The organism is Flavobacterium beibuense F44-8 (genome assembly GCF_000769915.1).
Classification (GTDB): domain Bacteria; phylum Bacteroidota; class Bacteroidia; order Flavobacteriales; family Flavobacteriaceae; genus Flavobacterium; species Flavobacterium beibuense.
This window is the reverse complement of sequence record NZ_JRLV01000008.1, coordinates 126,621-140,314: the sequence shown is the minus strand read 5'-3', so window position 1 is coordinate 140,314 and position 13,694 is coordinate 126,621. Positions and strand designations below refer to the sequence as shown.

The 13,694-nt window shown below is 39.8% G+C and carries 9 protein-coding genes; 3 read left to right on the top strand and 6 right to left on the bottom strand.

Annotation, left to right across the window (positions count from 1 at the left end; genetic code table 11):
- Nucleotides 1-127: 127 nt before the first annotated feature.
- Entirely contained in the window at nt 128-1,672 is a 1,545-nt protein-coding gene (locus Q763_RS08770; RefSeq protein ID WP_035133309.1) for a glycine--tRNA ligase, read from the bottom strand.
- 143 nt (nt 1,673-1,815) lie between these two features.
- Here Q763_RS08770 and Q763_RS08765 point away from each other — a divergent pair, with 143 nt between their 5' ends.
- From Q763_RS08765 to Q763_RS08755, 3 genes are all read left to right on the top strand, one after another.
- The gene (locus Q763_RS08765) at nt 1,816-2,667 is read left to right on the top strand and encodes a hypothetical protein (protein ID WP_035133307.1); all 852 of its coding nucleotides are present in this window, start codon (nt 1,816-1,818) and stop codon (nt 2,665-2,667) included.
- 10 nt (nt 2,668-2,677) lie between these two features.
- Nucleotides 2,678-3,361 (top strand): ComF family protein, encoded by a 684-nt coding sequence (locus Q763_RS08760; RefSeq protein WP_035133306.1) that lies wholly within the window; start codon nt 2,678-2,680, stop codon nt 3,359-3,361.
- Nucleotides 3,362-3,427: 66 nt separating this feature from the next.
- The gene (locus Q763_RS08755) at nt 3,428-5,080 is read left to right on the top strand and encodes an Ig-like domain-containing protein (protein ID WP_035133304.1); all 1,653 of its coding nucleotides are present in this window, start codon (nt 3,428-3,430) and stop codon (nt 5,078-5,080) included.
- On the opposite strand, the gene Q763_RS08750 is transcribed toward Q763_RS08755, so the two are convergent.
- The 5 genes from Q763_RS08750 to Q763_RS08730 all read right to left on the bottom strand — a co-directional run bounded on the left by Q763_RS08750 (nt 5,067) and on the right by Q763_RS08730 (nt 13,590).
- Entirely contained in the window at nt 5,067-5,834 is a 768-nt protein-coding gene (locus Q763_RS08750; protein WP_035133303.1) for an amidohydrolase, read from the bottom strand. The two genes, Q763_RS08755 and Q763_RS08750, sit on opposite strands and share 14 nt — an antisense overlap.
- 367 nt (nt 5,835-6,201) lie before the next feature.
- Nucleotides 6,202-7,617, bottom strand: a complete 1,416-nt coding sequence (locus tag Q763_RS08745; RefSeq protein WP_035133302.1) for a glycoside hydrolase family 30 protein — start codon at nt 7,615-7,617, stop codon at nt 6,202-6,204.
- Nucleotides 7,618-7,673: 56 nt separating this feature from the next.
- Nucleotides 7,674-9,134, bottom strand: a complete 1,461-nt coding sequence (locus Q763_RS08740) for a glycoside hydrolase family 30 protein (RefSeq protein ID WP_035133301.1) — start codon at nt 9,132-9,134, stop codon at nt 7,674-7,676.
- A 15-nt stretch (nt 9,135-9,149) separates the two neighbouring features.
- Entirely contained in the window at nt 9,150-10,634 is a 1,485-nt protein-coding gene (locus tag Q763_RS08735) for a RagB/SusD family nutrient uptake outer membrane protein (RefSeq protein ID WP_035133440.1), read from the bottom strand.
- A gap of 19 nt (nt 10,635-10,653) precedes the next feature.
- Entirely contained in the window at nt 10,654-13,590 is a 2,937-nt protein-coding gene (locus Q763_RS08730; RefSeq protein WP_035133298.1) for a SusC/RagA family TonB-linked outer membrane protein, read from the bottom strand.
- Between the last annotated feature and the right edge of the window lie 104 nt (nt 13,591-13,694).

Genomic DNA, 13,694 nt, shown 5'->3' with positions numbered 1-13,694 from the left:
GCAACAACAACTAAAACACTACATAGCAAATAGTTACCATATCTAAGTTACGAAAAAGATATGTATCATTCTCAAAATTTTTATTTCACAGAAAACAAAAAAGGCTCCCGATGGGAGCCAGTTTCTTTTATTTCATTTTCATGAGCCAGTTTCTTACCGAAACCTCCTCATTTATAATACCTCTTAATTCTGATATCTTCACCCTGTCCTGCTTCATAGTATCGCGGTGACGGATGGTTACCGTTTGATCTTCCAGCGTTTGGTGATCTACCGTAATACAGAACGGAGTACCAAGGGCATCCTGTCTTCTGTAACGACGGCCTACAGCATCTTTCTCATCATAAGCTACGTTAAAGTCCCACTTAAGGTCTTCAATGATTTCGCGGGCTACTTCAGGAAGTCCGTCTCTCTTTATTAACGGAAGTACAGCTGCCTTAGTAGGTGCCAGCACAGCCGGAAGGCTAAGTACGGTACGGGTTGAACCGTCTTCCAGTGTTTCCTCTTTTAACGAGCTTGAGAATACCGCAAGGAACATCCTGTCTAAACCAACAGAAGTTTCTACAACATACGGCACATAATTCTCGTTCAGTTCATTATCAAAGAACTGTAATTTTTTGCCCGAGAACTTCTCGTGAGCTTTAAGGTCAAAATCAGTTCTTGAGTGAATCCCTTCAAGCTCTTTGAAACCGAATGGGAAATCAAACTCAATATCGGCAGCAGCATTAGCATAGTGAGCCAGTTTCTCATGATCGTGAAAACGGTATTTCTCCTCACCTAATCCAAGTGACTTATGCCATTTTAATCTAGTTTCTTTCCAGAATTCGTACCATTTCAGTTCCTCACCCGGGCGAACAAAGTACTGCATCTCCATTTGTTCAAACTCCCTCATTCGGAAAATAAACTGCCTTGCCACAATCTCGTTACGGAAAGCTTTACCGGTTTGTGCAATACCAAAAGGCACCTTCATCCTACCGGTTTTCTGTACGTTAAGGAAGTTAACAAAAATACCTTGTGCCGTTTCCGGACGCAGGTATAAGTCCATTGCACTTGCAGCCTCAGCTCCCAGTTTAGTACCAAACATAAGGTTGAACTGGCGTACCTCTGTCCAGTTTTTAGAACCGGTTTCAGGATCGGCAATACCAAGCTCCTCAATAAGTGCTTTTACATCGGCAAGGTTTTCGGTCTCTAAGCTGTGAGCCATACGTTTAAGAATAGCATCTTTCTTTTCAAGATAATCCTTAGTACGAGCATTGGTCGCCTTAAATTCCTCTTCGTTAAAAGCATCGCCATAACGGGCTTTAGCCTTATCGATTTCTTTTTGGGCTTTCTGGTTTAATTTTTCGGCATAATCTTCAATAAGAACATCTGCTCTATATCTTTTTTTGGAATCCTTATTGTCAATCAACGGGTCGTTAAAAGCATCAACGTGACCCGATGCCTTCCACGTAGTTGGGTGCATAAATATCGATGCATCAATACCTACAATGTTTTCATGCATCTGCACCATTGATTTCCACCAGTATTCCCTAATGTTCTTTTTCAGTTCGGCACCGTTCTGTCCGTAGTCATACACAGCGCTTAATCCATCATATATTTCGCTTGACGGAAATATGTATCCGTACTCCTTAGCATGCGAAATTACATTCTTAAAAATATCTTCCTGTTTTGCCATGGTGCAAAAATATAAAAAGGGATTGTTTTACACTTTAAATTATAAACAAACTGATTAATTTATAGGTAAAAAAAATCATCTTTTTACAGCTTACTACCTGACTGTTACCAAAAAGAATTATTTTAGCACAACCAACCTTATCTATGAAAGCTACAATCTTCCTTATATTTTTCTTTCTCACAACAATTTCTTTAGCACAACAAAACAATAAAGTACAGTTTTTTTGTGATAAGGGAATTTGCATTCTTGCTAATGATATTAGCTATGCATCAATAGGAAATCCGGGGATTTACTGCAAAGCTCTAAGCACCACAGAACAAATGATTGCAAAAGGCATAAACGCTATTGATATAAACAACAATGTATTAATGGTAGAAGCAGTAGCCGAAATTAATATCGATATAAAATCACTTACACATAAATGGTCTGGAGGGATAGTATACATATCAGCTAAAAACGGTAAAACAGAACCTGATTTAAAAGTATATCAAAAACAAAAATCTGATTCCTTTTGGAAAGAAACCAACCTGAAGGTTTTTATCGCAAAGGATGGTAAAAGGTATCTTTTTAAAGCACCGCAAAAAGAAGGATCCTACCTGTTTTGCCTGGGCAAACCCACTAAAACAACATTCAATAACGAAGGAGGCATAACCGAAGATAGTTATCGAACCGTATACATAAGCTCCTATAAAGCTTTTAATTTTAAAAACATCAAAGTATCCTACAAGGGGAATGCTCTTTCTTATTCGGCAAAAGTTAACGATACTCTTACCGCTTTTACATACCCTTCAAGGAGACCTTCTAAACAAATGGTGTTTGAAGGCTATTATGACGATAAAGGCGAAGAAATAAAACTTACAGTCCCGCTAAGAAAATGCAAGTACAGAAGAGCACGCAACCGGGATGAAACATACTATATAACAGAAGAATCACTAAACCTGAGCACCAAAAAAAAGAAAAAAGGTGTATGGGAATGGGTAAAAAAAACTTTTTAAAAACTGCGGCATGTTCAAAAGTTTAGTCAACTTATTATACCCCAAAACCTGTAACGGATGCGATAACAGCCTACTGGAAAACGAGACAATTCTATGTACCGCATGTCGCCATCACTTACCTTACACACAACACTGGTTCAATAAGGAAAATGAAACCTATAACAAATTTTACGGCAGGCTTCCGTTAGAACATGCTTCGTCCTTACTGTATTTCCATAAGGAAGGTATAGTACAACAACTTATTCATAACCTTAAATACAGGGGACATCAAGAAATAGGTAAGCTTTCGGGCGAATTATATATAGCCCACCTGCTAAATACAGAAGCATTACAATCGGTTACCGATGTAATTCCTGTACCGTTGCACAAAAAACGATTAAAAGAGCGCGGGTATAATCAGGTTACCGAATTTGGGAAAGCATTAGCAAACGGACTGAATGCTAATTACAATGACGCACTGTTACTTCGAAAAAACTACACCAAAACACAAACCAAAAAAGGACTCACAGACAGGGCTGAGATTACCCGTTCGGCTTTTGACGTTAATCCCACCGAAGCCGACAGGAACAAACATTTTTTGCTTATTGACGATGTAATAACCACCGGCGCCACTCTGGAAGCCTGTGGCAAAGCACTGTTAAAAATTCCGGAATCAAAGTTGAGTATCGTAACTATAGCCTATGCACACACTTAAATTTTACAAAAACATTTTATTTACACTAAATATAATTGTTATTTTGTGCTGTTAAAGGGACTTCGTATGCGCAATACTAAATTTATCATATATCTATCGGCAGTTGTATTATTTGCTTCGCTTTTATCATTAAACAGCTGTGCTAAAAGGGGAACCATATCCGGCGGACCTAAAGACACCATTCCTCCGGTGTTAGTATACAGTACGCCAAATAATATGACGACTGATTTTACAGGTAAGGAGATACAGATAAACTTTAGCGAATACATTAAAATTAAGGATATAAACAAACAGCTTATTATATCCCCGCCCATGAAAAACAACCCTGACATTACCCCTATGGGAAGTGCCAGCAAGTTTATCCGCATTAAAATAAAAGACACCCTGCAGGAAAACACTACCTATAGCTTTAACTTCGGGCAGAGTATTACCGATAATAACGAAGGTAACCCGTACTCACAGTTCAAATTTATTTTCTCTACCGGGCCTTACATTGACTCGCTTATGCTAAGGGGTAATATTAAAGATGCCTTTGAGAAAAAGCCCGACAACTTTGTTACTGTAATGTTGTATGAGGCTAATGAAACTTTTAACGACTCTACCGTATATAAAGAAAAACCACGCTATGTAACCAACACACTGGACAGCATGGTAAACTACAATCTTGAAAACCTTAAGGAAGGTAAATACTATCTGTTTGCATTAAAGGATAACAATAACAACTATAAATACGACCCAAAGTCAGACAAAATTGCCTTTTTTGAAGAGCCTATAAGCATCCCTAACGATACGCTTTATGAGCTAACCCTTTTCTCAGAAAAAAGAGAGTTCAAAGCTTTAAAACCTATACAGGCATCATCTAACCGTTACTTTGCAGGATATGAAGGCGATGCTAAAGATGTAACTGTAGAAGTGAAAAATGCCGCTACGCAGGAGCTTATAAAAACACTTGTTACCAAAGTACCTGAAAAAGACTCACTACAAATATGGACTCCAAGAAACATCAATAGTGTAGCCGATTCATTATTAATCTCGGTTAAAAAACTGGATTCCATAAAAGAGTTTGTAGTAAAACCTAAGGAAATGAAAGCAATTGACTCATTAGGAGTTTCTGCTGTACAAAAAGGAACAATACACTTTAGAGATACTTTTGCCATATACACCAGCACACCTATTGTAGATATTGATACCACCAAAATTTCGCTTATTAATAAAGACTCCATAGCAGTGCCTTTCAAGACTTCTTATGATGCTATGAAGCAAAACCTGAAAATTGACTTTACAAAAGAAGAAAGCCAAAAGTACAGTTTTACCATGTTACCCGGTGCAATTAAAGATTTCTATGAGAAAGAGAATGACACTCTTAATTACACAGTAACAACCAAAATGTATTCTAACTATGGTAACCTGCGCCTTAAAATTGCGAATGCAAGGCGTTTCCCGTTAATACTTGAGGTTCTGGATTCAAAAGAAAAAATAATAGGCACCAGCTATATTGAAAACGAATCGCAAACCGAAATGGCGTTTGATAACATCCCTGCCGATATGTATTCGTTAAGGGTTATTTATGACGACAACAAAAACCGCAAGTGGGATTCTGGCAATTATCTTGAAAAACGACAGCCGGAGGAGGTGCACTACTTCCTTGAAGGAACCAAACCTAAAGAGATAAACGTTAGGGAAAGCTGGGATGTAATGGAAACCTTTACACTACCATAATAAAACGATCCCTATCGTTTAAAAAACCGAATTTTTTACGGGCTTCCAGCATGGCGTCCTTGTTTAGTGAGAGGGTGATTACGTGTTCATCGGCATCTGCTTTAGCTAACTCATTGCCAAAACAATCCAACACCTGAGAGTGCCCCGGGTAGTTGTGTCCATTCTCATCTATACCGCAACGGTTTACACCTGCCGTATAACACATATTCTCTATCGCTCTTGCCTTTAAAAGTGTATCCCATGCCTGTACCCTTGGCGTAGGCCAATTTGCCACATAGAGCAGCAAATCATAGTCCTCAACATTACGTGAAAAAGCCGGGAATCGTAAATCATAACACACCAACGGACAGATTTTCCAACCTTTATATTCCACTATAAGTTTTTCATCACCCTGAGTATAGGCTTTGTCTTCCCCTGCAAGGGTAAACAGATGGCGCTTGTTGTAGGTTTGTATTTTTCCGTCAGGGTGTGCAAAAATAAGTCGGTTATAATATTTCTCCTCTTCTTTTATTACAAGGCTACCTGTTATGGCACATCCCTTTTGTATAGCCATACCTTTTAACCACTGTACCGTTTCCCCATCCATTGTTTCGGCAACAGGCTCGGGTTTCATGGTAAAGCCTGTAGCAAACATTTCGGGCAGTATAATAAGGTCGGTTTCTTCCTCAACACCGTTTATTAAACGGGTAAAGTTTTGCCTGTTTGCTTCGTGGTCTTCCCATTGAAGGGCGGTTTGGATTAGGGATATTTTCATAGCATGTGTATTTTTATTAAAAGTACAAATACAACTGTACTCCTGCAACTATAAAACACAAGAGCCGCGCTAAAAGCGCGGCTCAGTAACTAACCTAAACATAAACTATACTTTAATAAAAAAGTTATTTAAGATCATAACAGCACTGTAATCACCAGTCGTAACAATTTCCACAATATTACGCCGAAAGCTCTGGCTTTTAAGTGCCGGTATAAAAGCTATGTTTTACTCTTTATCTAAAAAAGGTTTAGCGCACACCTGTGCTGTTAAATAGATTGCGGACAGCTTTTATTTCCCTTTTGCCATTAGGCAATCACAAAAAACTCAATGTTTAAAGGGATAAACTATGTATCGCTAAACCTTGTTTTTATTGCAATACAAGAGTTGCAATCGCCCCTGCCTTTAGAGTAACAACCGCATTTTTCTCTCCTGCATTTACTTTTACTGTTTTGTCTTCTTTTGAAGTATTTTGTACAATAGCCACCACATTACCATTTGGCGTTTGGTAAGCTACGTTTGGCAATCCGTCTGCCATGTTAGAGTCTACCCTTACACTACCCGGACGCACAAACTTAGAGGCATGCGCTATGATGTAGTAAGCAGGCTCTCTTGTAACCTCGTCTCCGGTTATCGTAACCGCACCAAGGCAACGGTCACACCCACCCCTGTCGGTATGCGGCTGTTGATTCTCATCGGCAGCAAGATTCCATTCTAATACAGTTTTACACCAGTTTCTTGGTGCACCTATTATCAGGTTCTCAGTATGCCATGTAAGCTCTTTTGCAAAGTCGCCCGGAGCCCCTACCCATTGCTCGGTAAAATATAAGTTCTTATTTGGATGCGCATCATGAACCTGAGAAACTGCATCAATAGTACCGCCATACAAGTGGAAAGCAGAACCATCTACATACTTAGCAGCTTCCGGGTCATCAAGAATGGTGATAGGATAATCCGGACGGTCAGCATTATGATCGTAAACTATTATCTTGGTTTTAATATTGTTCTTCTCAAATTCAGGCCCTAAATGGTCTCTCACAAATTCCTTTTGTGCCTCTGCCTGCATTAAAAGGCTTGGGTTATTACCCGGATGTAAAGGCTCGTTCTGTACGGTAACAGCATCAATGGTAATACCGTTTGCCTTCATTTCCTGTATATACTTCACAAAGTATTTTGCGTAAGCCGGATAAAATTCAGGCTTAAGACTACCGCCTCGTGTATCACCGTTATCTTTCATCCATACCGGTGGTGACCAAGGCGAACCTAATATTTTTATATCAGGGTTTATTTTCAATATTTGTTGTAATATCGGTATAAGGTATTGTTTGTCGTAACCAAGGTCAAACTTCTCCATGTTCACATCGATCTCCCCTTCCGGAAGATCGTTATAAGAGAATAATTTCTCATCAAGGTCTGAAGCACCTATACTAACCCTTATGTAGCTTACGCCAATATCACCTTCGCCGGTGCCATATAATTCCTGCAATAACTTTTCTCTTGCCGGAGCCGACATATTGGTTATGTGTTTAGCGCTACCTCCGGTAAGTGTATAGCCAAAACCATCCATTTCCTGATAGGTTTTAGAGGTATCTATTGTTATTACATTTTGATTTTCTGTTTCTTTAACTAAAAAGTTTTCCTGCTTTTCAAAAGCAACCGACTTATCCGGCATGGTTAGCCACAGTTCGGCTTCGTTCTTTTTTTCTGCCGTTCCGCATCCTGCCAGCATAGCAAGGCTTAAAAGCGGCAAAGCAATCTTTTTCAGTGAGGTATTTTTTTTATGCATAATGTTTAAAAGTGCCCTTAGGCCCTGTTATTGTAAATGTTTGATAAATGCGGTTTTTATTGCCATACTATAGTCGCTACCGAATTAGCTTCTATCGTATAATTTATTTTAGTATCCCCTACTATAACCGACATGTTTCTTGTAATCCCTCCGGCATTAAGCACTACCAGTACTTTAGAACCATCGGTATTCACAAAGGCTACATTTTTTAGGTTAAGGGAATTATCAAACTCGGTTGAGCTGACACGTTTTGCACCCGGCCTTACAAATTTTGAAAAATGGGCAAGGCTGTAGTACTCAACATTTTTAGTTACCTGTCCGCCCGAACTTACGGTTACCACACCACGGCAATCTGTACAGCCTCCATTTACAGGGCCATGATTACTGTTTAGGGCAAGATTCCAAAGCAATACGTTTTTAGACCAGTTTTTAGTGGTACCTATAAAAATATTGCTCATGTTCCAGTTAAGGTTTGAGGTAAAATCAGTACTCCACTCACCTCCAGAAACCTCGGTAAAATAAAGATTCTTATCCGGGAAGGCTGCATTCACCTGATTCATAGCCGAAACATCTCCGGCATAAGCATGAAAAGCCGAACCGTCTATATACTGGCTGGCCTGCTCGTCGCCCAATACCGTTATAGGATAGGACGGCTGATCGAAATTATGATCGTATGCTATAATTTTTGTATTTAATCCTGCCTCCTGGAGTTTAGGGCCAAGACTGTTTTTAATAAAACCAGCCTGCTCCACGGCAGTCATTCCCATAGTAGGGTATCCTGTAGTTTCATGCAACGGTTCGTTTTGAGGAGTAACCGCAGTTATACTAATACCGTGATTTGCATAAGCATTTATATACTTCACAAAATAATCGGCGTAAGTATCATACCATTGCGGGTTAAGACTACCACCTCCCAAACTACCCGAATCCTTCATCCAGGCCGGGGCACTCCACGGGCTGGAAAGTATTTTAATATCGGGAGCATAATTCAGGATTGACTGCAATACAGGAATAACATGTGTTTCATCTTCCGCTATGGAAAACTGTTCCAGGTTAGGATCGGTACTTCCTACAGGAAGGTCATTATACGTAAAATCTTCCAGTGAAAAATCAGACGCCCCTATAGTCAATCTAAGGTAGCTAAGCCCAATCCCTTCATCGGTACTAAAAAGATCTTGTAGTAATGCTTCCTTTTCCGAAGTCCCCATCTGGCTTATTACATAAGCCGATGAACCTGTTAATGCGGCTCCGAAACCGTCAATTTCCTGATACTGCTGTGAGAAATCAACAGAAACTGACGGATAATCGGTCGCATTATTATCATAAATAGCTACTGAAGATTGCTGGCTTAAAAGCTTAGTTTTGTTCCCTGTGGTTACACAAACATTGGCACTGCCAATAACATTTCCGTTGTTTTGGGACGGCGGAGGCGGCGGAGGCGTTGTTGACCCGTCTTCACTGCTTGAACACGATAAAAATATACAGGCTAAGCCAAAAAACCAAAGCGATTTCTTCATGATAGTATTCTGTTCTTAGTTATACCCCTCGTTTTGAACAAGGTTAGGGTTTCTGTTTATTTCCTGTTGCGGTATAGGAAGATAAGCCTCAAACGCCTGCATGTTGTAATTTACCGGCTGACCATCTCTTAAATCAATATCCTGAACACTGTTCATAACATCTACCACAACACCGTTTCTTACAAGGTCATCCCAACGATGTGCTTCCTGAGCAAGCTCAAGTCTTCTTTCCTTAAGAATTACCTGTTTCATAACTGCTGTAGAAGCCATTTGCTCTGTAGTTAAATCAGGAAGGTTTACCCTTTCTCTTACTTTGTTTACTTCTGTTGCAGCAGCTGCAATATCCCCAAGGGCATTGTGTGCCTCTGCTTTTAAAAGGATGATATCTGCAAGACGAAGTAGGTAAACATGGTCAGAACTTGCCCAACCCATAGCGTTTTTCCACTTGTATGCAAAAGGAATAGAACTACCTGTAGCATTACCCCAGTACTCATCTACCCAGCTTACTTCCTCAAAAAGGATGGTTGCATTTTTACGAATCTCATCACCTTCAGAATCATATGCATTTACAAGATCGTGAGATGGTGTTACAAATTTTCTCCATGTATCACCACTAACAGATGGTGGCAGGTGCATTTGCGGAGCCCATGTACCTTCGTTACCTCCTAAGTACTGTATTTCAAGTATCGATTCCATGTTATTGTAGTGGCTACCGTCAAACAGTTCGGCATAGCTACCCATAAGGTTGTAACCTGCCGGGCTTGTAAGCACCATGTTTGCGTAGCTTATTACCTGACCGTAATCTGGGTTTGGCTTTTGAGCATAAGCTTTGGCAAGTAAAGCATAAGCAGCGCCTTTAGTAGCACGTGCTTTGTTTGTACTTGGATCATCTCCATAAGTATCAGGCAGCATAGATGCAGCTGTCTCAAGATCAGTAATGATTTGTGCATACACCTCTTCTGCTGTGTTACGTGGCTGTCTTGTTACCGATGGATCGGCAGAATTTACCGGAGCCGTAATAATAGGCACACCTCCAAATAATCTTGCCAGTGTATAGTAATGGTAAGCCCTTAAAAAGTAAGCCTCTCCCATTATCTGCTCTCTTCTTTCCTCTGTAATTTGCTGAGATACTCCCGGAGTTTGCTCCAGTACCACATTAGCTTTTGCTATCGCATTATATATTGCTGCCCATGCATTGAAAACCCTGCCATTTGCAGTTTCTATGTTTATGGCATCTATCTGGAAAACCTCAGGGTTATCGCCACCTGCATAGTGATTATCCGAACGTACATCTGAAAACAGGACATGATCCCAAACATAGTAATCATTCCCCTGAAAAGATTCATACACACCTGTTAGGGCTGCCTCAATCTGGTCGCCCGATGTATAGGCGTTGTCTTTAATAGACTGCGATATAGGAGTATCGTCCAGTCCGTCTTCACAGGCAGTGAATAAAAATCCTGCCAGTAAAAGTGAAAAAACTATTTTTTTATTTTTCATAATCATACTGTTCTGTTAATTAAAGTGATGCCCTGATACCAAAAATTATGTTTCTGGTTTGCGGGTATGTTCCGTAATCTATACCATATACCTGAGTACTGTTTCCTGCAAAGTTTACCTCAGGGTCAAAACCTTTGTAGTTTGTAATAGTAAACAGGTTTTCTCCTGTAGTATAGATGCTTAGGTTACTAAGACCTATTTTGTCGGTAACATTCTTAGTAAAATTATAACTTAATGTTATCGCTTTAAGTCTTAAGTACGATCCGTCTTCAATATATCTTGTAGAGATTCTTGAGTTTGCGATACTACCGTCTGTAGATACTCTTGGGATATCAGTAATATCTCCGGGCTGTTGCCAACGGTCTAATACTGCTGCCGACTGGTTTTTAGAGTTAATCATACTTTCGGTCTCAATTCTTGTAGCGTTGAAAATATCGTTACCCTGAGATCCCTGGAAGAATATATTAAGGTTAAAGTTTTTGTAGCTTAGGTTATTGGTCACACCATAAATAAAATCAGGATTAGGGTTACCAATTATCTTACGGTCATCATCTGTTGGGTTAAAAGTTGCTTCTCCGTCCGCACCAATGTAATATACATTACCGGTATCAGGATCTACACCACCCCACTCATAACCGTAAAAAGTACCTACAGGCTGACCTTCCTCAAGGCGAACAGCATCACCCCTTCCGGCAACATTACCAGCAGAAACTGTTTCACCTACAAGGCTTGTAATTTTATTTCTGTTGAACGAAATATTAAGGTCTGTTGTCCATCTGAATTCACCGTCCATGTTTACAGAACTCACAGCAAATTCAAAACCTTTGTTTTCAATTTCACCGGCATTCATTAATGCTGTATCAAAACCTGTAGATCTTGGTATTGGCACATATAGTAACAGGTCGTTACTGTTTTTCTTATAGTAATCGGCAGTGAAACGGATTCTGTTATTAAACAGCGCTAAATCGATACCTATGTTAAGCTGTTCTGAGGCTTCCCATTTCAAATCCTCATTCTGGATTCTTCCTGGGTAATTACCCGGCTGAGTAGCACCACCAATAGGGTAGTTAGAACCTGGAACTACAGTACCGTACCATGCATAGTTTGCAATACCGGTATCGTTACCTACAAGACCCCAACCTGCTCTAAGTTTCAAATCATTCACTGCTTCTACATTTGAGAAGAACTCCTCGTTAGAGATTCTCCAACCTGCCGAGAATGAAGGGAAGTAACCCCATTTTTGGTTAGGTCCGAATTTAGTGGAACCATCTGCCCTGAAGTTAGCCGTTAATAGGTATTTATCATCAAAGCCATAGTTTAATCTTGAAATTACAGATGAATTAACCTGCTCTGTCTTATCGGCAGTAGCTGTAACAATTTGCGAACCTCCGTTTGGAGTAGAGATAGCATCACCAGCAAAGTTTCTTGTTTCAATACTGCTGTTTTCTGCACGCCATTTTTGGTACACTGTACCGGCAAGAACCTCAAAATGATGTTTCTTAACATCAAGAGTATATGTTAATGTATTCTCGAAGTTGTAATAGTTGTTTAACCAGGTTTGGTAACGGCTTATACCTTTCATAGCACGTCCGTAACTTGTAGTGTAAGGATTTAAGAAATAATCGCTTTTTGCATTGCTGAAGTCGATACCTAAAGCCGATCTGAATTTTAATCCTTTAAGGAAATTAATCTCAGTATATACATTACCAAAAACTCTTTGGTTTCTGTAACCTCTTTGAGCAGCATCTGTACTTGAAATAGGGTTTTCCCAATCCTGGAACGGGTTACTTGTAAAGGTTCCGTTCTCGTTGTAGATGCCTATGTTTTGCGGAGTAGTAAGTACCCCTAAAATAACACCACCCTGATTAACGGCAGAGTTATCGGTCACATCAACATCATTATAATCAACATAGTTAAAGTTAGTGCCTACTTTCAGCCAGTCTGTAACTTCCTGAGAAAGGTTAACCTTAAATGTTTTTCTTTTCATTTCGGCACTTCTTACCGCACCTTCCTGACTTACAACACCGCCAGACATGTAGTATGAAGTTTTGTTTGATTTACCGGAAACAGATATTTGGTGGCTGTTAGAGAAACCTGTTTGGAATACTTCATCCTGCCAGTTAGTATCGGCAGTATATAAGTCCCAGTTGGTATTTCTACCCATCTCTTCCATTAAGTCTCTATACTGTGCAGCGTTAAGCACATCCAGCTTTTTCCATACGTTTTGGAAACCCACATAAGTATCATAAGTAATAACCGGCTTCTCTGATTTACCTTGTTTAGTGGTAATAATAACTACACCGTTACTACCCTGAGAACCGTAAATTGCAGCTGCCGAAGCATCTTTAAGTATAGACATGCTCTCAATATCGGCCGGATTAAGAGAACGCGTGTCTGATGTTACAACACCATCTATAACATAAATAGGGTCACTACCCCCGGCAATAGAACTTGTACCACGTACACGTACACTGAATCCGCCGCCCGGTTTACCCGAGTTGGAAATAACCTGAACACCAGCTGCCTGTCCCTGTATAAGGCTACTTACCTGATTGTTTACACGGTTTTCAAATTTCTCACCATCAATAGTGGCAACCGCACCTGTAATATCTTTTTTATCCTGCGAACCATAACCCACAACAACCACTTCGTTAAGAAGTGTGGCATCTTCTGCCATTCTTACCTCAATAGTTCTGTTATCAATTACAGGAACTTCTTTTGTTCCGTATCCAATATAACTGAATACTAATACATCTCCCACATCGGCCTTGATAACAAAATTACCATCCATGTCTGTAGATGCATTAGCCTGCTTACCCTTTACCAGTATGTTAACACCCGGCAGGGTAATACCTGTTGCGTCGTCCACTACATTACCCTTCACATCAACAGACTGTGCGAAAGCTGCGGTCGTAAAACACAACACAATTAAAATTAAGTAGTTTTTGAATCCCATAGATTTTAAGTTAGAGTTATTTAAATTAATGAAAAACAATCGCTTACTTTACTGTATTGAATTTCCCAAATGGCCAAATTGAGAAAAATTCGGTTTTAGCAAAG